This window comes from Granulicella rosea, assembly GCF_900188085.1.
GTDB classification, from domain to species: domain Bacteria; phylum Acidobacteriota; class Terriglobia; order Terriglobales; family Acidobacteriaceae; genus Edaphobacter; species Edaphobacter rosea.
Window position 1 is genome coordinate 268554 of sequence record NZ_FZOU01000005.1, and the last position, 21765, is coordinate 290318.

At 62.9% G+C, this 21765-nt stretch carries 16 protein-coding genes and 1 tRNA gene; 8 read left to right on the plus strand and 9 right to left on the minus strand.

What is annotated here, in order from left to right:
- Positions 1-64 precede the first annotated feature (64 nt).
- Entirely contained in the window at positions 65-1120 is a 1056-nt protein-coding gene (locus tag CHB87_RS15140; protein WP_281252349.1) for a diguanylate cyclase domain-containing protein, read from the minus strand.
- A 474-nt stretch (positions 1121-1594) separates the two neighbouring features.
- On the opposite strand from CHB87_RS15140, the gene CHB87_RS15145 reads away from it, so the two are divergent.
- The gene (locus CHB87_RS15145) at positions 1595-2533 is read left to right on the plus strand and encodes a glycosyltransferase family 2 protein (RefSeq protein WP_089409271.1); all 939 of its coding nucleotides are present in this window, start codon (positions 1595-1597) and stop codon (positions 2531-2533) included.
- 79 nt (positions 2534-2612) lie between these two features.
- Entirely contained in the window at positions 2613-4577 is a 1965-nt protein-coding gene (gene glmS, locus CHB87_RS15150) for a glutamine--fructose-6-phosphate transaminase (isomerizing) (protein ID WP_089409272.1), read from the plus strand.
- A gap of 16 nt (positions 4578-4593) precedes the next feature.
- Here the strand turns inward: glmS and CHB87_RS15155 are convergent, their stop codons facing one another.
- Together CHB87_RS15155 and CHB87_RS15160 are read right to left on the minus strand one after the other, a co-directional pair.
- On the minus strand, positions 4594-5652 hold the full coding sequence (locus tag CHB87_RS15155; RefSeq protein ID WP_142988370.1) for a hypothetical protein: 1059 nt from the start codon (positions 5650-5652) through the stop codon (positions 4594-4596).
- Complete coding sequence (locus tag CHB87_RS15160) at positions 5639-6850, minus strand: DNA cytosine methyltransferase (RefSeq protein ID WP_089409274.1); 1212 nt, start codon at positions 6848-6850, stop codon at positions 5639-5641. The genes CHB87_RS15155 and CHB87_RS15160 overlap by 14 nt, the downstream gene beginning before the upstream one ends.
- Before the next feature lie 170 nt (positions 6851-7020).
- Here CHB87_RS15160 and CHB87_RS15165 point away from each other — a divergent pair, with 170 nt between their 5' ends.
- From CHB87_RS15165 to CHB87_RS15180, 4 genes are all read left to right on the plus strand, one after another.
- On the plus strand, positions 7021-7359 hold the full coding sequence (locus CHB87_RS15165; protein ID WP_089409275.1) for an STAS domain-containing protein: 339 nt from the start codon (positions 7021-7023) through the stop codon (positions 7357-7359).
- Positions 7360-7528: 169 nt separating this feature from the next.
- Complete coding sequence (locus tag CHB87_RS15170; RefSeq protein WP_142988371.1) at positions 7529-8290, plus strand: hypothetical protein; 762 nt, start codon at positions 7529-7531, stop codon at positions 8288-8290.
- A gap of 74 nt (positions 8291-8364) precedes the next feature.
- Complete coding sequence (locus tag CHB87_RS15175; protein ID WP_089409277.1) at positions 8365-9513, plus strand: DUF481 domain-containing protein; 1149 nt, start codon at positions 8365-8367, stop codon at positions 9511-9513.
- 48 nt (positions 9514-9561) lie between these two features.
- Positions 9562-10161, plus strand: a complete 600-nt coding sequence (locus tag CHB87_RS15180; RefSeq protein WP_089409343.1) for an O-methyltransferase — start codon at positions 9562-9564, stop codon at positions 10159-10161.
- A gap of 28 nt (positions 10162-10189) precedes the next feature.
- Here the strand turns inward: CHB87_RS15180 and CHB87_RS21985 are convergent, their stop codons facing one another.
- The 4 genes from CHB87_RS21985 to CHB87_RS15200 all read right to left on the minus strand — a co-directional run bounded on the left by CHB87_RS21985 (position 10190) and on the right by CHB87_RS15200 (position 18031).
- The gene (locus CHB87_RS21985) at positions 10190-10708 is read right to left on the minus strand and encodes a hypothetical protein (protein ID WP_142988372.1); all 519 of its coding nucleotides are present in this window, start codon (positions 10706-10708) and stop codon (positions 10190-10192) included.
- A gap of 117 nt (positions 10709-10825) precedes the next feature.
- A tRNA-Pro gene (locus CHB87_RS15190) sits at positions 10826-10902 on the minus strand.
- Between the two features lie 186 nt (positions 10903-11088).
- Positions 11089-12723 carry a hypothetical protein gene (locus CHB87_RS15195; RefSeq protein ID WP_089409279.1) on the minus strand — a complete coding sequence of 545 codons (1635 nt, stop codon included), beginning with the start codon at positions 12721-12723 and terminating at the stop codon, positions 11089-11091.
- 100 nt (positions 12724-12823) lie between these two features.
- Entirely contained in the window at positions 12824-18031 is a 5208-nt protein-coding gene (locus CHB87_RS15200) for an MBG domain-containing protein (protein ID WP_176441791.1), read from the minus strand.
- Between the two features lie 321 nt (positions 18032-18352).
- Here CHB87_RS15200 and CHB87_RS15205 point away from each other — a divergent pair, with 321 nt between their 5' ends.
- Positions 18353-19513, plus strand: a complete 1161-nt coding sequence (locus CHB87_RS15205) for an XdhC family protein (RefSeq protein ID WP_089409281.1) — start codon at positions 18353-18355, stop codon at positions 19511-19513.
- 11 nt (positions 19514-19524) lie between these two features.
- Entirely contained in the window at positions 19525-20079 is a 555-nt protein-coding gene (locus CHB87_RS15210; protein WP_281252353.1) for a nucleotidyltransferase family protein, read from the plus strand.
- 278 nt (positions 20080-20357) lie between these two features.
- Here the strand turns inward: CHB87_RS15210 and CHB87_RS15215 are convergent, their stop codons facing one another.
- Together CHB87_RS15215 and CHB87_RS15220 are read right to left on the minus strand one after the other, a co-directional pair.
- The gene (locus CHB87_RS15215; RefSeq protein ID WP_089409283.1) at positions 20358-20891 is read right to left on the minus strand and encodes a hypothetical protein; all 534 of its coding nucleotides are present in this window, start codon (positions 20889-20891) and stop codon (positions 20358-20360) included.
- 16 nt (positions 20892-20907) lie between these two features.
- Positions 20908-21765: an FAD binding domain-containing protein gene (locus tag CHB87_RS15220; protein WP_089409284.1), complete on the minus strand. Its 858-nt coding sequence runs from the start codon at positions 21763-21765 to the stop codon at positions 20908-20910.

Sequence of the window (21765 nt, forward strand, 5' to 3'; positions counted from 1 at the left end):
CTGCGCTCCGGTCGAGATGACGAGTACCTGGGATTGGGAAGACATTGCCCGTCCCCGGGAGATGTCAGATCTCAGACACTACCGCCCAATCCGCGCCGCTGCGGACGTTCATGGCGACGCAGTTGCGGCCGGCCTCCTTGGCCTGATAGAGCGCGCGGTCGGCTGCGTCGATCAGCGCGTCGGGGGACTCGCCGGGCTGTGGAACCATCGATGCGCCGCCGACGCTGACGGTCAGGTAACGATTGGCGCCCTGCGGATGCGGCAGTTGCAGCGCCTCGATGCTCTGGCGCAGGCGTTCGCCCAGGGCCTTGTGCTCGGCGGGCGTCAGGCCGGAGAGGACGATCGCGAACTCGTCGCCGCCGAATCGCGCCGCGCAGTCCAGCGCCGGCCGGTAGTGAGCCAGGATGACCTCGGCGACGGACTTCAGGATGGCGTCGCCCGCCAGGTGGCCGCTGGTGTCGTTGAAGTGCTTGAAGTCGTCCACGTCGACCATCAGCAGGGAGAGCAGGGCGCCGGTCTCGGCCGAGCGCTTCCATTCCACCTCAATGTGCCGGTCGAAGTTGCGGCGATTGCTCAGGCCGGTGAGGCCGTCGATGTTGGTCAGCCGCTGCAGCTCGAAGTTCATCTCCAGCAGTTGGCGCTGGCTCTCGCGCAGCTTGCGGTAGGCGTCGTCGCGCTGCAACTGGTTCAGGTAGGCGCGGGAGTGGTACTGGATGCGCGCGATCAGCTCGATCTCGTCCGGCAGCTTCACCAGATAGTCGTTCGCGCCGGACTGGAAGGCGGCGCGCTTGGTCGCGGGCTCGTCCTTGGCAGAGAGCACGATGATCGGGATGCGCGCGGTGGCGGGTGTGGCGCGGTAAAGCCGCACCAGGTCCAGTCCATCGAAGCCGGGCATGACGAGATCCTGCAGGATGACGGTGGGTTTCACCTCCTCGGCCAGCGCCAGCGCCTCCCGCGCGGAGGAGCAGAAGTGGAAATCCATGTTCAATTGCGTGGCGACCATGCGGCGGATCACCTCGCCGACGATCAGTTGGTCGTCGACCAGCAGGACCATGATGGCGTAGCCATCCTCCGGCGCGGCCATGGATGGGTTTGCGCCCCCGCGTTTTTCATCGAGCAAGCTGTTCATCCTCATCATTTACCCGGTTCAGTATAGTTTGTTGCGCTCCGGGCGGCGGCGCCTCGCATCCGGGAGAATCTCGCCCGAGGTCGAAAAAAGACTGCCAAGAAACGGCGTGACCCCAGTATGATGAGGACACAACTCAGCAGGTATCCGTCCATGTCGAAGACATCCGAGGGGCAACATCAGAGCTTCGGTCTGCGCTGCCGCTGCCGTTCCAGCGCACGGTCCCTTGTACGCTCACGCCGTCGCTGGTTTGAGTCTCCGCTTCGTCTGTTTCGCGTCGTTGTTTATCGTTGCTCGGGTTGTCGACGACGCATTTATCAGTCTGGCAACGCCTGACCTTAGTTTTTGCACGGAAAGAATTTGTGCTGACGGCCCACGGAATGGCGGGGTATGCGCTATGATTTCGCGCGGACCTGAAGTGACTACCGCGCGTCGTCAAAACACATCAGTAAAGGATCAGGCAACCCGTTGATTTCCGTACTCATTCTGACCCGAAACGAGCAGCTCGACCTACCTGCGGCGCTGGCCTCCGTTGCCTGGTCCGACGACGTTCACGTGCTGGATTCCTGTTCGACCGATGCAACGGTCGAAATCGCACGCGCGGCGGGTGCAAGCGTGCATACGCGCGTCTTCGACGACTACGCCAGCCAGCGCAACGCGGGGCTGCGGCTGCCTTTCAAGCATGAGTGGGTCTTCCTGCTGGACGCCGACGAGCGGGCAACGCCCGAGCTTGCCGTGGAGATGCAGCAGGTCGTGCGCAACCTGGCGCGCAACGCCGACGGCTGCGATCCCAATCTGCAGGTCTCCGGATTCCGTCTTCGCCGGCGCGATTTCCTCTTTGGAACCTGGCTGCGGCATGCGCAGATCTCGCCGTTTTATATCCGGCTGGTCCGGCCGAGCCGCACAAGTTACAGCCGCGCCATCAATGAGGTGCTGCATGTGGCGGGCGACGCCGGTCTCTGCGTCAAGGATCTGCAGCACGCGGTCGATCACTATCCCTTCAACAAGGGATTCGCCCATTGGGTTTCGAAGCACAATCTCTACTCCACCATGGAGGCGGAGCTGATCTACCGGGAGCAGGGGCTGCAGAACCCCTCGCTGCGCACCGCATTGACGGAGAAGGACTTTCATCTGCGCCGGCGCCATCAGAAGGCGCTCTTCTACCGGTTGCCTGCGCGGCACGTGGTGAAGTGGGCGTACATGATGTTCTTCCGGGGCGCGCTGCTCGACGGCGGCGCCGGGGTAATCTACGCCACGCTGCAATCGTTTTACGAGTACTTGATCGTGGTGAAGACCGAGGAGCTGCGCCGGGCGGGACAGCGTGTCGAACAGCGCACCGACGCTCCGGCTGCTCCCGTGCAAGTGGTGCATGCCATCGCCGAGCCTACAAGCAGCCACCGGCGTTGACTCCGGCAATCGGAGTGCCCGGCATTCCGATTTCCACCAGGCAGCCTCATCCACATGTCCGACCGTCTACAATCCCATCATGTGCGGAATCGTCGGTTACATCGGTCCTCAGTCAGTCGTCCCCGTCATCATTGAAGGTCTTCGCCGCCTGGAGTATCGCGGGTACGACTCAGCCGGCATCGCCGTGGGCGGCTCGCCCGATCAGCAGGGCCGGCTCGAGTTGCGTCGCGCGCCCGGCAAGCTGAAGAACCTCGAAGCCGTCATCGAGAAGAGTCCCATTCACGGCACCTTCGGCATCGGCCACACCCGCTGGGCCACGCACGGCCGTCCGACCGAAGAGAACGCGCACCCGCACCGCGACGGCACCGGCACGCTGGTCGTCGTACACAACGGCATCGTCGAGAACTACGTGGTGCTGAAGAACGCGCTCATCGCCAAGGGCCACAAGTTCATGTCGGAGACCGACACCGAGATCATCGCGCACGTCATTCAGGACGAGCTCGAACTGGCCGGGAACATCGTCCACACGCCCGACCGGACGCTCGACGTGAACAGCGCCGAGGCTGTCCTGGCTGACTCCGCCGCGACCCCCGCTACACCTGCCATCTCTCTTGAGGAAGCAGTGAGAAGGGCAGTCAAGCGCCTCACCGGCGCCTTCGCCATCGGCGTCCTCAGTGCCCATGAACCGGACAAACTGGTCGCCGCCCGCATGGGTCCGCCCGCCGTCATCGGCATCGGCGAGGGCGAGTTCTTCCTCGCCTCCGACGTCCCCGGCATTCTGCACCACACCCGCAACATCCACTTCCTGCAGGATGGCGAGGTCGCCGTCCTGACCACCGCCGGCGTAGCCATCACCGATTTCAACGGGCAAATGCTCCCATTGAAAATCCAGCGCATCGCGTGGGACCCCATCCAGGCCGAAAAGGCCGGCTACAAGCACTTCATGCTCAAGGAGATCAACGAGCAGCCGCGCGCCGTCCGCGACACCACCCTCGGACGCGTCTCGCTCGAAACCGGCCAGGTCTTCCTGCCCGACATGCAGATCACCGCCGAGGAGTTCCGCACCGCCAGCCACATCACCATCGCCGCCTGCGGAACGAGCTGGCACTCCGGCCTCGCCGGCAAGTTCATGATCGAGCGCCTGGCCCGCCTGCCCGTCGACGTCGACTACGCCAGCGAGTACCGCTACCGCGACCCCATCGCCGACTCCACCGGCCTCGGCCTGCTCATCACCCAGTCCGGCGAGACCGCCGACACCATCGCCGCCCAGCAGGAACTCATCCGCAAAGGCTCGAAGACGCTGGCGATCTGCAACGTCGTCGGCGCCGCCATCACCCGCGCCGCGCAGGGAACCATCACCACCAACGCCGGCCCGGAGATCGGCGTAGCCAGCACCAAGGCCTTCACCGCGCAGCTTACGGCCCTCTTCGTCCTCAGCCTCTACCTCGCGCAGGTGCGCGGCACCGTCACGCCCGAGGAATCCCTCCACTTAGTCACCGAACTCAGCAAGATTCCCGGCAAGATCGAAGAGATCCTCCGCTCGGTCGACGACCAGTGCTGCACCCTGGCCAAATCCTTCTCGACCGCCCGCGACTTCCTCTTCCTGGGCCGAGGCATCCATTACCCCATCGCGCTCGAAGGCGCGCTGAAGCTCAAGGAGATCAGCTACATCCACGCCGAGGGCTACCCCGCCGGCGAGATGAAGCACGGCCCCAACGCCCTCATCGACGAGACCCTGCCCGTAGTCTGCATCGCCACCAAAGACCCCAACGACCCGTCCAGCGTGCTGAAGTACGAAAAGACCCTGTCGAACATCCAGGAGGTCACCGCCCGCAGCGGTCGCGTCATCGCCATCGCCATCGAAGGCGACGAAGAGATCCAGCACTTAGTCGAACACGTAATCCACATCCCCCAAAGCCACGAACTGCTGCTACCCATCCTAGAGGTTGTGCCCCTACAACTGCTGGCCTATCATATTGCAGTAAGAAGAGGCTGCGACGTGGACCAGCCGAGGAATTTGGCTAAGAGTGTGACGGTGGAATAAGCAGGATGCTTCGCCACTAAGCTGATAAACCAGAGTCGGTATCGTCGGGGATCACGTCGACACCAGTCGCTAGAATAAGAGATTCTTTGCGTGCGATCTCTATTTTCTCGTCGCCGACAGTAATACGGATCTTACCCATCTCTGAGTGGAGGGTAAGATCCGGGAGACACTGACCTGAAGAATCTAGAATGTCGGCAATCGGCTCTTTGACGTATTTATCAAGGAAACGAGCCATCGTCTTTCCAGCCGCACTTTCTAAGTGCGCCCATGCAGCTTCACCAAGATAAACATCGCCTTTGGCTTCATGGAAAGCCCCAGTGAGTTCGATTAGCTTGGCATTAGACGTAGGGTCTAAAACCAGCAACACGGGTTTATATCCGCTTGCGGCAACTTCAGTAGGAAAGCTGAGTTCTTCGCCCCAGCGCCCCTGACCCGAAGCCGCTATCGTAACCCTAATCTTGACCTCGTAAGCAGCTTTAATTTCCTCTCTGAGGCAATCGACCTGACGACCTCCTGCTTTTTCACCGAGACGCTTAATCGGGCTGTTCTTGGCCCCGAACGCTACACCCCCGATGCAATGGGCAATAATTGGTTCAAAGAGATAACCTGTTTCTTGTCCGGCGCGATTATCTATATCAAACATCCACTTGCGCCAAAAGAGAAATGCGGCGAGTGCCGGTGTGCCCATGCTGCCGTATTGAAGCAGACCTCTCGGTCCTACCTGATCGGCGGTAGGGAGGGGCTGCGCCATTAGTATTCTGGAATATTTCAACCTCGCCTTATGTAATTTAGCTAGACAAAGGAAATAGCCGTCAGCGTCGGCAACTTTCGCAAGCACTCTTTCGTATATTTCGAGGAAGTCTAGCCCTTTGAGGCGGAGTTTTTCCGGGTTAGGTGAGAAGATGCCTCCTAGATTTACTGCGATCTCAGGAAAGTCTTTGGTTATGTTGAGGTCGCGAGCCAAAACTGTAAGAAGATAGCAGCAGATGGATTCATCGAGAGTGCTGTCGATATCACTTCCGCCGGACGCTCTAATCTTAGTGAGTGCTTGCAGTTGACTTTTAGACAGAGGCAAAGGGGAAGGTCTCCTGATCATATTCGAGCCTTGATTGCATCTTCACAAGGCGAGCGGTGTTGTGCAGCGCGGGACTCATCCCACTAGACATTGTTGGAACGAAGGAAAGTAGGGCTCCTCTGTTATGAAAAGTGCGGGAACTTTCCAAGTCACGTCGAATGCCGCATGCGATTTTGAAGGCAAGGAGAGGCGGAACCGCGTTTCCGATCAGTAGGGCCTGCTCGCTAGCATTCCCGGCAAATTGAAAGTCGTCGTCAAAGGTCTGTAGGCGCGCGCACTCTCGTAATGTAAGGTTTCGATGCTCGGATGGATGCAAGAACTCGGTCCTTGCTCCACTCGTGATTGCTTTAGAAGGCTCGTCTGCCGAGAGACGGCGGATCCCTGCGGGAGCGCCGCCACGCCGTTCCGTCGGTGTTCCGTCTGACACGCGTCGATCCGCCCTTCGGCGATAGCTTTCGTGTTGGAGCTCCACAGGTAAATCTCGCATTGTCATGCCAGCTAATAAATGTTCGGCCCTGGATAGAGCGCTTCCCGTTAGTTCGTTGAAGAAATGTCCTTGTGGATGGCCCTGAGGACTAGAAGTTGGTCTTGGCAAACCGGCTAGAGCTTCCGCTACCGTTGGAGCCAAAGGCAAATGTCTGGAATGGAGATTTGCTCCCGGGGTGCCAAAGGCTGCGTGCGTTGCCTCGGTGAATGTTGGATCCCAACCCAGACCACCGATTGCCACTACCCGCTTTCTGTTCTGTGGAACACCATAATTTGCTGCGTTGATCTTCTTCAAATGAATTCTATATCCAGCGCTCACTAAGGGCTCAATCAATTCGAGTACGTGAGCTCCGCCATTCCCGGTGAGGAAGCCTTCAACATTTTCAAAGACAAATGCGCTTGGAAGTTGCTGTGCAACGATACGTGCAAAGACTCCAACAAGCGTGTTGCGCGAATCATCACTACGTCTAGATCCTGCCGAGGAGAATCCCTGACAAGGAGGTCCTCCCACAATGACAGTAGCGCTTGGAATGTCGGCTGTATTGGCGAGATCCAACTCCAACGCGGGATGGCCAAAATTCTTGCTGTAGGTCCTGACGGCAGCTTTGTTCTTATCAACAGCAAGGATCACATCGAATCCTGCTTTGGAGAAGCCTTGGGACATTCCCCCAGCACCGCAAAAGAGGTCGACGACTTTGAGCGGGGTATCCATTCTCTAATTCTGACATTAAGGTGGGCGGCCTGCTCGATGAACCCAGATATTGGGGCATCAGCATGTCGGGTGCCCCATCCTTCGCGTCTCTGCGAAGGGTGGGACGTACACCGCTTTGTCAGGCGATATACAATTCAGTCCATCCAACGAATCAAATCCCGGAGCCGCAGATGTCCGACTCGCCCCTCACCCTGACCCTCGAAGAGCACGGCGCTACCACGATCATCCACTGCAAGGGCAAGCTCGTCTACGGGCACACCGCTCCGCTCTCCGGCATGGTCGATGCGCTCATCCCGACGCACAAGCACATCATCCTCGACCTCGCCGAGCTGACCCACATGGACTCGATGGGTCTCGGCGCGCTCGTCCGCCTTTACGTCTCGGCCAGGACGCACCATTGCCGGCTCGAGCTGCGCAACCTCGGCGAGCGCATCCGCGAGCTGATGATCATGACCAACCTGCTGCCCGTCTTCTCCATCGTCGGCGAGAGCGGCCTGAAGATGATGTAGCCCGCCGTGGTCAAGTTCGAACACCCTCTACAGGCTCGACCCCGCGCGCCGATAACCTCTTCGGCAGGTTAGCGGTAGGATGAAACGTGGCCGTCTGCATTTTGCGGTTGCGGCGGTACCCTTGCGTCGCGATTCGGCGTCTTATCGTTAAGCAAACAGAGGAGTTCGATTGAGATCCACGATTTTTGCACTCGCCCTGGCGCTGGCCGCCGCCCCTCGACTGCACGCGCAGGCCGCCGTCCCGACGGCTACTCAGTTGATGCATCTCTCGGCGTTCGGCGGCGTGACGGGCACATACACCGGCCTGCAGGGTGGCCGCAATCTTGGCATCACCGCCGGCGTCGATCTCGGCGTAAGCTCGTTCTTCCACTACAAGCCGGGCATCGAGGTGCGGGGTACGTTCCCGGTCGACAGCGGCGGGTACGTCGGCGAGAAGAGCGTTCTGGCCGGCGTGACGCTGGAGCACACGTACTTCCATATCTACCGGCCTTACGTGGACTTCCTCGTCGGACGCGGCGCGCTCGACTACCAGCGAGGTGGCTACCCCAGCCCGGACGGCTACTACTATTACGTGCAGAATCCGTCGAACGTGCTTTCGCCCGGCGCGGGCCTGAACTTCGACTTCAGCCACAGCTTCGCCGCGAAGGCCGACGTGCAGTTTCAGCGCTGGAACACCCCGGTGACGACCTCGGGCCACATCTATTCGAAGCCGCTGACGCTGGGAATTGTCTACAAGTTCGACTTCAACGGCCATCACAAGCACATCAAGCCGTACGTCGAGCCGCGTGTGCCGCCGCCGCCTCCGCAACAGCAGGTTACGCCAACGGCGCTGGAGCAGGCTCCGCCTACGGTTCAGGATCAAGCTCCCCCGCCGCCGGCAGCCACGGATCAGCCGCAGCCCTCGCAGCCCGCCCCGCCGCCGCAATCCTAGCGGAAGATTTTGCCTGCGCCCTGCGACCAAGTACCATAGCTTAGACACGAAACTTTCTAAGCTACGGAGACTTCATGCGCAGGCATCCAGCCATCCTTCTCGGCGTTATCGCCCTGATCGTTGTACCGTTTTCGCAACGCGCGCTCGCGCAGGCGAAGCAGCCCGATGTGGTCGTCTTCACCAACGGCGAGAAGCTGACCGGTGAGCTGCAGACCGCCGACTCCGGCGGCATTACGTTCAAGTCCAACATGGCTGGCGTGATCAAGGTCGGCTGGGGCAATATCGCGGAGCTGACCTCGAGTAAGAAGTTTGCCGTGCTGGATTCCAAGCTGAAGCTGAATCGCAAGGACGCTGCCGCGCTCGTGCCGCAGGGAACCGTGGCGCTGGATGCGAAGGACAAGGCGCTGGTGGTGACGACGCAGTCCGGCGATAAGACGGTGCCGGTCGCAGAGGCCGCTCACCTGCTCGATCCCGCGGCCTTCGACAAGGCGGTGAATCATCCGCCGAGCTTCTTCCGAGGCTACAAGGGCAGCGTCACCGGCGGCGTCACGCTGGTGCGCGCGACGCAGAACTCCAGCACCTACAACGCAGGGTTCAATCTGGTCCGCTCGACGCCGACGGTGGACTGGCTCCCGGCGCGCGATCGCACCACGCTGGACTTCAACCAGTCCTATGGGCAGGTCAGTCAGCCCGGCACGGCGACCGTGAAGACCAACATTCTGCACGGCGATGGCGAGCGGGACGAGTACTTCAGCCCGCGCCTGTTCGCCTTCGGTTCCTTCGCGCTCGATCACAACTACTCCAGCGCGCTGCAGTTGCAGCAGGCGTATGGCGGCGGTATCGGCATGACGATCATCAAGAATGCGAAGCAGCAGCTGGATGTGAAGGGCAATGTGCAGTTCGAGAAGCAGACCTTCTTCACGCTGCCGCCCACCGTCGGTCCGGCCTCGCCGACACAGAACCTGATCGGCTCGCTCTTCTCTGAAAACTACGTTCGCCATCTGCCGAAGGGCATCAACTTCAACGAGTTCGGCTCCGTCTCGCCGGCCTGGAATGTGCTGAACGACTACTCCGCGCACGTGAACGCCGGGCTGACCTTCCCGGTCTACAAGGGCTTCGGGTTCAATGTCAGCGCGATTGACGACTACCTCAACAACGCCCCGTCTGGCAGCAAGAAGAACTCCTACCAGTACATCATGGGCATCACGTACGCGATCAAATAGGCGGCAATGGGTCTGTTCAAGAAGAAGCTGAAGCAGGAACACAAGGTAATGCTCCAGGCAGAGCGCGCAGCCGGCGCTCTGCTGCCGGAGTATCACCGCGCAACGCCGGAGTGCCCGCACCCCGAGCGCTGGCACATGTACGACTCCATGACCGCCGAGGCCGAGGTGCTGGAGTTTCTCCGCACGCTGGTGACGACGCTGAAGCCGGAGCTGATCGTCGAGACCGGCTCATTCCTGGGCGTATCCACCCTGTGGATGGCCGAGGGGATGAAGGCGAACGGTTTCGGCAAGATCGTTAGTTGCGAGTTCGACCCGGTCGTCTTCGCGAAGGCGCAGGAGAAGATCGCCGCATCTGGCCTGGCGGAGTTCATCGAGCTGCGCAACGAGTCCAGCCTGGAGATGCAGGTGAAGGGCACGATCGACATCCTCTTCTCCGACTCCGACATGCCGATCCGCGAGGCCGAGGTGAAGCGCTACCTGCCGCAGATCCGCCCCACCGGCCTGATCCTGATGCACGACGCCAGCTCCCACCTGAAGACCGTGCGGGATGCCGCGTTTTCGCTGGAGGCGGAGGGGCTTGTGTCTTGTATCTTCCTGCCTACGCCGCGTGGATTGGTGCTGGCGCAGAAGAGGGAAGGGCGGAGGTAGCTAACGGTAACGCGTTTATCAGGACTAATCAACGGAGCTTCATGTCCTGGGCCGCAGGCAATAGGTCTGGATGGCGTCGCAGAGTCGGGGAAATCAGTTGACGGTCAAGTTCAACCAAAACACTTCCTACGGCAAGCGCCAGTTTGCGGAACTCGTCTTCCGATTCAACGTCTTTTGCGCGTTCCAGCACCTCTTGTAGCGCAGTGTCGCAGCTCTTGACCGACTTCAACAGTTGACGTGCTTGTTCAGTGTCAGAGAAGAGATTGTTAACATTCTCAGACGTTTCGCTGACCTCTTGCGGTGCGTCGGACTCCCCGTCCAAGAGAACCTCGATCTCAACTTTGTCACCCGGAACAAGAGGAAACCCTCCCCAAGTCGAGTGAGTCGTGTTCGGCTCTTTGGATGTGTCGATGGCGTTCAGCCAAACTCGATCATTCGACTCGGACTCGATACCGTTGCTGAGGTTGACATGTGCTCCAAGCCACCCTCGTGCTGTTAACGAAGCACGAGCTTTCTGCTGACCGTTTACTGCTAAGGAAAGGCGCATAGTCAGATTCTAGTCGCCACGAGCAGGAGTATTACTGCCGTGAAGCCGACTTCTCCCACGTATTAGCCGTGCGGTGTAATCGAACGATGCTTTTGTGTGAAAAGGGGAAAAGAAAAATGGTCGGAATGGAGAGATTCGAACTCTCGACCCCCTGCTCCCGAAGCAGGTGCGCTACCAGGCTGCGCTACATTCCGATCTTATCGGGGATTGTCGAAGGTGGGTGCGGGCCGTTGCTCCCTGGTGCATTCGATCAACTTTTCAGTGACCGTGGCCTGCTGTCCGACTCCCTAAGAATACCAGAGTTTGAGCGGAAAAGGGGAGTGGGAAACGCAGAAAGGGAGGAGCCGAGGCTCCTCCCTTTCATTTACCGCGGTTAAGGGTTAGCGCTTCTTGGCAGCCGTGTGGGGCACGCCGTAGGCCTGGCCATGACGCTTGACGGTGGAGCCGTCGAAGGTCGTGGTCGAACCTGCGGGGAACGTCGCGCCGGCGGGGAGCAGCGTGTCGTCGACCGAGCGTGTACCGGAGGCGCCGGTGCGGAGCTCGATGCGGCTGGCGTCGATACCCTTCTCGGCGGTCAGGTACTGCTGGACGTTGAGTGCGCGCTCTTCGGCGGCGGTCGGCTTCTCACCGTCGGCGAAGTTGCCTACGATGACCAGCTTGGCGTCGGCCTGGCGCTGCATCGTGAGGGCGATGTCGTCAAGGCAGGCCTTGGCTTCATTGTCCACGCGGACGGGGCGCTTCTTGTCGCGGTCGAAGGCTACGCTGCAGAGGTTCTGCGGAGCCGGTGCAGCCGGGGCGGCCGGAGCGTTGACCGTGACCATGGCGGTTGCGGTGGCGGTCTGGCCCAGGTCGTCGACCGTGTTGCAGGTGACCGTGACGGTGGTCGCGGGCAGGCCAGCCGTGGCGAGGGTGGCGGTGGTGTTGGCGCCGCTGATCTGGCCCGCGCTTTCCATGAACGAGTAGGTCAGGGTGCGGTTTTGCGGGCTGACGCCGACGGCGGTGATCACCGAGGTGTCGCCCGAGGTGACGACCGACGGGTTCGCCGCGCAGCTAAGGGTCGGCGGTTCAAACGGCTTGACCGTAAAAGTCGAGGTGCAATCGGCCATTTGCGTCGGCTTGGGGCCCTGCGAGACGTGACCGGTGACGGTGTAGGTTCCGGGCTGTACGCCCTTGGTCATCACCTGCGCGGTCTCGGCGCTACCGGCGATCGTACCGCCGGTGCTGGTCCAGCGGTAGGTCGCGGGCTTCTTCGGGTTCAGGTACATCGGCGTCGCGGTCACGACGAGCGGGTCGCCGGGATAGACGTTCTGCGGCTGCACGGCGCAAGACATGGTGATCGGCGTCGCCGGCATCACATCGCCGAAGCGGAGCACCGCGCCGGCCGAGAGCCGGTAGCCCTGGATCTGGCCGAAGCCGCCGGAGACGTCGGCCGGCGTGACGAGCGGGCCGTAGTTCACCTGCGAGAAGATGAAGTCGCTCTGGATGGGACGGATGGCGAGGTGATCGCCCAGGCCGGGCACGATGTAGTCGAAGCCGATACCGCCCGTGATGCCCAGACCCCAGGTGCAGGGCTGGAAGACCGGTCCGCCGACCTTGGCGCCGCCGACCAGCGCGTGTGCGAAGGGAACGAAGCGACCCTTCTGGAAGCGGACGATGGGTCCGCCCTGCGCGCCGAAGATACAGTCGTCCGGGCCGTGGGGGAAGAAGTTACCCTCGGCCTGGAGGCCGATGTACTTGTTGTAGTAGCCCGCCACGCTGACGACCGCGCCCGGATTGATGGGCTGGTACTGAACGTTGTTGATGTCCGAGTTCACGGGGTGGACATAGCCGTAGCCGCCGTAGATGTCGACGCGCGAGATGCGCGGGCCATCGTAGAAGACGACCTTGCGCGGCTTGCTGGGGGGCGCCGGAGGTCCGGCGGGCGCTGCATCCTGCGCAAGGGCGGTAAGCGCGGAGAGCGCGAGAGTTGCGGCGCATAGCGTGGCGCGAATGGGGTGGGAGAGTCTGAAGTTCATGGGTATTTCCTCCACTTACGGTTGCCGGTTCGGTCTGTCGGTTACAAGGAGTCTGTTGCTGCGGGATGCGGCCCGTTGTGGACCGCATCCCGTGCAGGGCCTAGTTGCTGGTTCCGACCGAGAGGACAACCGAAGTCGATGAAGAGGGCGCCACAACCGTGGTGCTGACGCCCGTTACGTTGATCGTGTAGGTCTTGAAGGTGGTGGTGGGGCAACCGCAGCCCGTCATGCCCATGATGCCGAGCGTTCCGATGATCAGGACGAGCAGGCGCATCTTGTCGAGGCCGAGACGCTTGCGGTTACGGATGCTGAAGCCGAGGAAGCCGAGGCCGAAGAGCATGATGGGCAGCATCGCGGCGGACTGAACCGAGGTGCGTGCATCAGCCTTGGGGTTGAGGTTAGCCGGTGCGATCAGCGCTGCATCGGCGACGGTGGTGGTGACGGTCATGACGGTTGTGGCCGTGCCGCCCGCGGGTACGTTGACGGTCTGGGTCGCGAAGCTGCAGGTTGCGTCAGCCGGCAGACCGGAGCAGGAGAGAGCGACCGGCCCGAAGAAGCCGTTCACCGAAGCGACGTTGATGGTGTAAGGCGTCGAACCCGCGCCGCGCAGATACTGCGGCTGAGTCGGCGAGGTCACGTTGAAGCTGCCCAGGATGGTGTAGGCCAGCGGTGCGCTGCTGCTGCCGGCGAAGGCAGGCGTCGCGGTGTAGGTTGCGCTGATGGTGTGGTTGCCGGTGACGAGGGCGGTGGTGGTCAGGAGGGCTGTGCCAGCCGCGCCCAGAGTCGCCGTGCCGATCGACGAGCCGCCGTCGAAGAAGGTCACCGTGCCGGTCGGGATGCCGCCGGGCGAGGTAACGGTTGCGGTGAAGGTGACGCCGGCTCCGGTGTTGACCGGCGAAGCGGGCGTGCCGGTCAGCGTGGTGGTGGTGGCGGACTGCGTGATGTTCAGCGTCGCGGGTACGACCGTCACGATGTAGTCGGCGGCGTTCGTGCCGGCGATCGTTGCGGTGACCGGGTAGCTGCCGACGGGCGAGGTAGCGGTTGCGGTGGTGGAGACGGTCGCGGTGAGTACGTCACCGTTCACCGCGCCGGTGATGGTCGCGGTAAAGGTGGGGTTCGCCACGCCGTAGCCGCGGCTCGCGGTCGCGGGGGTTACCGTGACGGTGAGCGGAGCGGCGTTGACGGTGAGCGTTCCGTTGGTCGTCACCAGGGTGTAGTTGCTCAGCGCCGTGCCGCTGACCGCCGGGACGATGCTGTAGCTGCCAACCGCGCTGGTCGCGGTCGCCGTCGTGCTATTGGTGATGGTCACCGTATCGCCGTTCACCAGACCGGTGGTCGTGTCGGTGAAGGTCGGGTTCGCGGCGCCGTAGGTGCGGCTGGCGCTAACTGCCGCGACGGTCAGGGGAGCGGCCGTAACCGTCAGCGTACCGTTGGTGGTGGTGATGGTGTAGTTCGCGGCTGCGGCGCCGCTGACCGTCGGGGTGATGGTGTAGCTGCCGACCGGGCTCGTCGCCGTGGCGGTCGTCGCGTAGGTGATGGTGAAGGTGTCGCCGTTCAGCGCGCCGGTTACCGTGCTGGTGAAGGCCGGGTTGGCGGCGCCGTAGACGCGGGTTGCGTTATTGACCGCGACGTTGACCGTTGCGGTGGCCTTGGTGATGGTCAGCGTGCCTGGGTTGACGGTGACGGTGTAGTTGCCCGCGTTCGCGCCCGAGACGGTTGCGGTGACCGGGTAGCTGCCGACCGGCGAGGTGATGGTTGCGGTGGTGGAAGGAGTCGCGGTCAGCACATCGCCGTTCAGCGCGCCCGTGATGGTGGCGGTGAAGGTCGGGTTCGCCGTGCCGTAGGGACGCGTGCCGCTGGAGACGTTGACGGTCAGCGGCGCCGGTGTGACGGTGAGGGTGCCGGGCGTTGCGGTGATGTTGTAGTTCGCCGCTGCCGCTCCGCCAACCGTGAGGGTGATGGGGTAGGTTCCGACCGGCGAGGTGATCGTCGCGGTCGTGCCGTAGGTGACGGTGAAGGTGTCGCCAAGCAGCGCGCCGGAGATGGTGTCGGTGAAGGCGGGGTTTGCCGTGCCGTACTGGCGAGAGACATTGACGACGGCGACCGTGAGGTTCAGAGCCGCCTTCGTGACGGTCAGGGTTCCGGGCGTGTTGGTGACGGTGTAGTTCGAAAGATTCGCCGAACCGACCGTGGTCAGGGTTGCGGTGATGGGGTACGTGCCGGGCGCGGAGGCCTGCGTCGCGGTCGTCGCATAGGCGACCAGGATGGTGTCGCCGTTGACGCCGCCCGAGAACGTGCCGGTCAGCGTGGGGTTGGGGGTACCGTAGGCGCGGGTCTGGTTGTTGACCACGACGGTCAGCGGCGCGGGCGTTACGGTCAGCAGCGTGGTGGTGGAGATGGGCGAGTAGTTGCTGTCGCCGGAGTAGGTGACCGTGACGGTGTAGGTTCCGACCGCCAGGCCGCTGTTCGCCGCCGGGCAGGAGAAGTTCGTCGCGATCGTGCCGGTGAAGCTGCAGAGCGTCTTGCCCGCGACCGAGAAGGCCACGGTGCCGGTCGGCGCTGTGCTGCTGGTGGTGGCGAAGGTTGCGGTCTCGGCGAACGGGCTGCCGTAAACCTCGGACTCAGCCGGGAAGATGGTCGTGACCGAGAGCAGAGCCTGACCGTTTCCGTTCAGGTTGATCGTGGTCGGCGTGTTGTAGGCGTTCGACGAAAGCACCGTGGAAGCGAAGTAGGACTGAGCGGCGGTCGGCTTGAAGCTGTAGCCGATGGCGCAGACCGTACCCGAAAGCAGGGTGGGGCCGCAGGTGGTGGTGGCGGAGTTGACGCTGAAGGCCGAAGGCGTCGTGCTTGAAACCGTGATGCCGATGGTGCTGGGCACCAGTTGCAGCAGGTCCGTACCGATGTTGGCGAAGTACTGCGGTCCGGCGGAGGTCGACGTGCTGCCGACCGGCACATTGCCGAAGCTCAGCGTGGTGGTGTTGGGATAGGTGATCTCACGTACGCTCTTGTTGCCGCTGTCGACGATGAAGACATCGCCGGTTCCGTCGAGCGCGACGCTAAGCGGGCCGTTGACCGTCGCGGCCACGCTGACGCCGCCGTCGCCGGTGTTGCCTGCCGTGCCCGTGCCGATCACCGTCGAAAGGGAGCCAGCCGCGAAGACCGAGTAGACCTTGTTCGCGCCCGAGTCGGCGATGTAACCGTCGCCCGCGGGATCGACCACGATGGAGGTCGGGCTGATGAGGCCGGTCTGCAGCGCCGATGTGCCGGTCGAGGTGGTCGTGCCGTTGCCGGCGTAGAGGTGGATGGTGTTGGTGGTGTCGACCGTGTACACGCGGTGTCCGCCGGTATCGGTGATGTAGAGGATGCCGTTCTGGTCGAGCGTGACGCCGGCGGGCGAGACGAAGAGCGCCGTGTTGGCTGCGACGCTGTCGGCCGCGGCGACCGTGCCGCTACCGGCGATCACGCGATAGGTGCCCGACGCGTAGACCTCGATCACGTTGTGCGCCGTGCCCTGCTGCGAGACGTAGAGGTTGCCGAGCGCATCGACGTAGATGGCCGACGGCGCGGTGAATCCACCGGGGATGGTGACAGGGACGGTGGTTCCATTCGTGGTGAACTCGGTGACGGTGTTCTGGGTTGCGTCGGCGATGTACCAGTTGCCGGCCGCGTCGCTGGCGATGCCGCTCGGCGTGACCAGACCGGCGCCGACCTTGATGGCCAGTGTGCTGGAGCCGCCGCCGGGGGGCAGGATGCGAACATCGGCGGTGCCGGGGGTGGCGCCGATCTCAAGGATGTACGCGTTGCCGCCGGAGTCGGTGGCGACCGCGGTGGGCGAGTTCAGGTTCGAAGCGATGGTGTTGACGATGCCGGGAACCAGCAGGCCGTTCGAACCGGTCGCCATGCCTTGCAGGCCGGTGCTGACCACCTGGCCGCTGATCGAATCCTTGATCGTCAGCGCGGAGTAGCGCTGGCCGGGCTTGGTCGGCGTGAAGCTGACGAAGACCTGGCAGGAGGTGGGGGTGCTCGTCGTGGAGGCCGCGATCGCGCCGCTGCAGGTGTTGTTGACGATCGTGTAGTCGGGGCCGACGGTCGCGCTCAGGTTCGAGGTCGTGTTGACGAGGAAGGTCACGGCGTTGACCAGCGGGCTCTTGGTGCCGACCGGCGTCGAGGGATAGGTGATGTCGTTGAAGATGTAGTTGAAGCTGAGCGAGCGGACGACGCTGTTCTGCGAGTCGGCGATGTAGACGTTGTTGTAGTTGTCGACCGCCAGGCCGCGCGGCTGGTTCAGCGGCACGGTCTGCGAGACGGCGCCGTTCTGCGCGGGAGCGTATGCGCCCGAGGCGCCGGTCGGCAGGCCGCCGTTGATCGTCAGCGTGCCGGTGTTGGGCGTGTAGCGCACGACGTTGTCCGGCGCGGTCTCGCTGATGAAGAGCGCCTGCGTCGCGCCGAAGATGAGGCCGTACGGGCTATGCAGCGCGGTGGCGGAAGATCCCTTGTTGTCGTTCGCGCAGAGTCCAACCGTGGTGACGGGCGCGCCTGTGCCGGTTACCTGGCGGACGCAGTTGTTGCCGGTGTCGGCCACATAGACGCTGCCGGCGAAGTCAACCGCGAGGCCCGAAGGCTTCGACAGCGTAATGCCGTTGGTGATGCCCGTGCACTGCGTCGGAACCAGCGCCGAGAGATTGCCGGCGACGACGCAGGCGGTGAGCTTGTCGGCCGCGGCGGTGTTGGCCGGCGTCACCGATTCGCGCAGCACCTGGTAGTTGCTCAGCGCGGGTGTCGACTCTGTATCCTGAATCGCAATGTAGAGATTGTTCGAGGAGTCGATGACGATGCCGGATGGGGAAGGCGTCGCGGAGGTGGTGGTCACCGTGCTGCAGGTTCCGGCCACGTTCACTAGGTTCACCGTACCGGTGGTGCCGCTCGGCAGGCGGCGAATGCAGTTATGGCCGGAGTCCGCGATGTAGAGGTTGCTGCTGCTGTCGAGCGCCAGACCCATCGGCTTGATGAGTCCGTTGGCGACGGCGGGTGTCGCGCTCAGTGCGACATTGCACGTATCGCCGTTCGTCCCGTTCGCCTCGTATCCGACGAGCGTGGTGATATTGCCGTTCGTATCGATCTTGCGAACGCAGTTATTGCCGGTGTCGGAGATGTACTGGTTGCCGGTCTTATCGACCACAAGAAACGAAGGCGAGTTCAGGCCGACGGCGGTCGCCGGCGGTCCGTAGTCGTTCGTGAAGGCCGGCGATCCATTGCCGGCGTAGACCGTGACGGTCTGCGTCAGCGTGACCGGGGCCTGACCATGCATTGCAACCGGCGCAAGGGCAACAAGAAGTAAAAATGCAAACTGTAAGCAGATGCGGAGGCGTTGGCTGAACGTGACCATGGTAGATACTCCCGGGGTACTGAAACTTTTTGATAAGAACGTGAGTCGTCCTAGTAAGTTGCGGGAAAAAATTCCGGGGTTGTACGCATTTTCTACCCAATCACCCAGGAATTTCGCAGTTACAAGAACTTGAGAATTGGTTGCCCGTGTAAGAATTTTTTTTGCGAGGCTAACTCTTGCCTACATGAAGAAACCTTTATGCAGGATTTGCCTTCCCTTCGTCTCTGCTGTCAAAGTGGAAGCATGATGGAGCGGCGTCAGATCGTGGAGTTGTGGCGCGAGCCCGGTACGGCATCCGGTGTCGCCGGGACGGCGTCGGGGGTTCTCATCACGCTCGTACATGCCGAGGGATCGACCTACCGGCGTCCTGGAGCGCGCCTGCTGACCGCCGCCATGGGTTCGCAGGCCGACGCGCGCGGACTCTACGCCGGGACGATCAGCGGCGGCTGCCTGGAGAGTGAGGTCGTCCGCCGGGCGCGTTGGATGGTCCGCGCCGGGGCCGTGGTCGAGCGCTATTCCATGGCCTTCGACGATACGGCGGAGATTCCCTTCGGGCTCGGCTGCGGCGGCACGGTGGATCTGCTCTTTGAGCCCGCGGGCGCGCCGGAGGCCGAGGCGCTCTTCCAGGCCATGAGCGATTCGCTCGCTGGAGTCGAGAGCATCGTCGTCAGCTTTCTGCCCGGCGGCGGACGCGGATTGCGCCGCGTCGTCTACAGCGCGGATGGCCGGGTGGTCTTCGCGAGCGAGGGGCTGGACGCAAAAAAGATCGACTGCGCCCGCGCGCTCGAGCCCGGCGGCGAGTACGAAGGCCGCTACGTGGAACGGTTATTCCGGCCGCAGCGCCTCGTCATCCTGGGCGCGGGCGACGATGCGAAGCCGCTGGCCGCCATGGCCTCGTCGCTTGGCTGGAGCGTCCTGGTGGCCGATGGACGAGCCCAACTGGCGCGCGCGGAACGCTTTCCGCACGCCGAACAGGTACTCGTTCTGGACGATCCGGATCAGTTACAAATAGAGCCGCAAGACGCGGTGGTATTGATGACGCATAGCTACGAACAGGATCGTACGCTGCTCTCCGGGCTGCTGGCGTCGCCCCGCGGACCGCGCTATCTCGGCATGCTGGGCTCGCGCCATCGCAGCAGTCTGCTGGTGAGCGAGGCGGCGGCGATGACCGGGCGGAGCGTCTCCGCGTGTTGCGAGACGGTCTTCGCGCCGGTGGGTCTCGATCTCGGCGGCGACGGCCCGGAGGCGATCGCGCTCGCCATCGTCGCGGAGGTGCAGGCATTTCGCCATGGCAGGCTGAGCGTCTCGCGCAAGCTGACGCCCGGCGAGGTGGCGGAGCAGCTCGAACGCGGCGGCTCCTCGCGCTACCTGCAGGCGCAGTGCGCGCTGGGTGCGGCGGAGTGAGGTTTGCGGCGGTGATTCTGGCCGCGGGAGCTTCGCGTCGCATGGGGTCGCCGAAGCAGCTCGCCATGCTGGCCGGCGAGACGCTGCTCGACCGGGCCGTCCGCACCGCGCATGCGGCCGGGTGCGCGCCCGTGGTGGTGGTGCTGGGCGCGGCGGCGGAGGAGATTCAGGCCGCGTGCAGACTCGACGAGGCGCACATCGTCCTCAACCCGGTTTGGGCGGAGGGGATGGCCTCGTCTTTGCGTACGGGATTGGAGCAGCTTGCGGCGGATGCGGTCTGCGCGGTCGTGATGACCTGCGATCAGCCGGCGGTCACAGCGGAACATCTCAGACGGCTGATGCTCGCCTCGGAGGGGGGAACCGGGGTCGCGTGTTCAGGCTACGGCGAGGTGCGTGGCGTGCCGGCTTGTTTTCCGGCGACGACCTTTGCTGCGTTGAAGGCGCTTGCGGGCGATGCGGGAGCGCGTAAGCTGTTGGCGTCTGCCCGGGTGGTCTCTCTGCTCGACGGAGAGCTCGATGTGGACACGCCGGAGGCGCTCGACGAAGCGCGCAAAATACTGGGATGAAGAGGTTTATGCCTCTTCGCTGTCCTCGGACGTACCGGAGCCCATCGTGACGACACAGGGGATAAGAACCATAAGAAGGAAGGCGCCGGCTACAAGAAGATCATGCATGGGGAGTCTCTTTTCTGTCGGCGGACTATGTTGTCCGCCTGACTGAAATAAGAATGTCCTAATCCGGGACAGACTCCCATTCCACTTCGGGCTTTCCTGTTCGTACCTTTGTTGCAACATGCATTCCCCAAAAGTTGCAGGCCGGAATACATCCAGATTCATCCAGCGGTTCAGGCGGCCGAATGAGGGTCGAAGCTCTTGTCGGAGGCCAGGATCATCTCCCGCGTCAGCCGGTCGCGGCGCAGGAAGACCCCGTCCTCTTTATAGAAGAAGGCGGTTGTCAACTCGTTTGCCAGCTCGACCGCCAGCAGGCCGATGAATCCGCAGAAGGCGTGGCGAGCCTCGGAGGTCGGCAGCCCCTCGCCGCCGGGGACGAAGTCGATGCGGCTGAAGGCGCTGTGGTCGGCCCAGCCCGGCAGGCTGCTGGCGCCAAGCTCCTCCGCGCCCAGGCGATGCTCGTGATAATAAATGGGGATATAAAGCTCGTTGAACTTGATGAGTCCGTTCTCGTCGTCCAGATTCATGCCGAAGAAGGTGGTGCGGTCGTACGCGCGGCCCCAGGCCGCCTGCATCGCCGCATTCAGCCGCTCGGTCGTGTAGCGCTCCAGCCGCCGCTGCAGCAGACAAAGCGTCAGCCCGGGCCGTGGCGGCGCGGGGTCATGCGTCAGATTCAGCTTCTTGGCGAGCTGTGAGAAAAGGTTCATGTCTAGCTGTGATGCTCTAGGTGGAAAGCTGTTGCAGGAACTCTTCCAGCAGATTACCAGCCACGGCCGCCCGATAGGCTGCCGTGGAACGAATATCGTCGATCGGACGCGCCTCGGACGCTAAGGCGGCCCGCGCTTTTTCTACCGTTTGGGAGGTCACCGGCTGCCCGAGCAGGGCCGACTCGGTCGCCGCGCAACGCATCGGCATTGCGCTCAGGCTGGCCGCGCCGATGCGAATATCGGCGATCTTGTTCTCCTCGATCCGGGCAAGGCAGGCCAGCGCGATCTTCGAGATCGCCTGCGCGTTGCGTGTGCCGACCTTGCGGGTATAGCTGCGGTAGCCGGTCCAGATGCGCGGAACGGCGATGCTGTAGACCAGCTCTCCCGGCAGCAGCGCCGTCTTCTTATACCCAAGGTGGAAGGCCGTGTAAGGCATGGTTCGCGAACCCGTGGCTGAGACCAGCTTCAACGTCGCCTCGTATGCCAGCAGCGCCGGCGGCGAGTCGGCTGCGGGGCTCGCATTGACGAGGTTGCCGCCCAGCGTGCCCCGGTTTTGGTTGGCGATGGAGCCGGTCCAGCTCGCGGCGCCGGCCAGCAGCGGCAGATCCGCGGCAAGACCCGCGTGGTGGCGAATATCCGAAAAGGTCGTGCCCGCGCCGATGACGTAGGCCTCGGCCGTGGTCTCGATGAAGCGCAGCTCCTTGAGATGCTGCAGCGAAACCAACGGCTTCTGCGGCAGACGTCCGGCCGAGAGCGCGACCATAATCTCCGTGCCGCCCGCGATGGGGGTATAGCCGCCGGTGGCCAGCGTCGCCAGCACGTCGTCGAGAGTTGCCGGGGCGATCAGTTCGTATTGGGCCGCGTTGGCTCGCAT

What these genes read in the sequence shown, in the direction of transcription:
- CHB87_RS15175 (WP_089409277.1), top strand. Translation starts at nt 8,365, where the DNA reads ATGCGCAGGCATCCAGCCATCCTTCTCGGCGTTATCGCCCTGATCGTT.
- CHB87_RS15205 (WP_089409281.1), top strand. Translation starts at nt 18,353, where the DNA reads ATGATGGAGCGGCGTCAGATCGTGGAGTTGTGGCGCGAGCCCGGTACG.
- CHB87_RS15200 (WP_176441791.1), bottom strand. Translation starts at nt 18,031, where the DNA reads ATGCATGGTCAGGCCCCGGTCACGCTGACGCAGACCGTCACGGTCTAC.
- CHB87_RS15180 (WP_089409343.1), top strand. Translation starts at nt 9,562, where the DNA reads ATGCTCCAGGCAGAGCGCGCAGCCGGCGCTCTGCTGCCGGAGTATCAC.
- CHB87_RS15215 (WP_089409283.1), bottom strand. Translation starts at nt 20,891, where the DNA reads ATGAACCTTTTCTCACAGCTCGCCAAGAAGCTGAATCTGACGCATGAC.
- glmS (WP_089409272.1), top strand. Translation starts at nt 2,613, where the DNA reads ATGTGCGGAATCGTCGGTTACATCGGTCCTCAGTCAGTCGTCCCCGTC.
- CHB87_RS15160 (WP_089409274.1), bottom strand. Translation starts at nt 6,850, where the DNA reads ATGGATACCCCGCTCAAAGTCGTCGACCTCTTTTGCGGTGCTGGGGGA.
- CHB87_RS15195 (WP_089409279.1), bottom strand. Translation starts at nt 12,723, where the DNA reads ATGAACTTCAGACTCTCCCACCCCATTCGCGCCACGCTATGCGCCGCA.
- CHB87_RS15220 (WP_089409284.1), bottom strand. Translation starts at nt 21,765, where the DNA reads ATGCGAGCCAACGCGGCCCAATACGAACTGATCGCCCCGGCAACTCTC.
- CHB87_RS15165 (WP_089409275.1), top strand. Translation starts at nt 7,021, where the DNA reads ATGTCCGACTCGCCCCTCACCCTGACCCTCGAAGAGCACGGCGCTACC.
- CHB87_RS21985 (WP_142988372.1), bottom strand. Translation starts at nt 10,708, where the DNA reads ATGCGCCTTTCCTTAGCAGTAAACGGTCAGCAGAAAGCTCGTGCTTCG.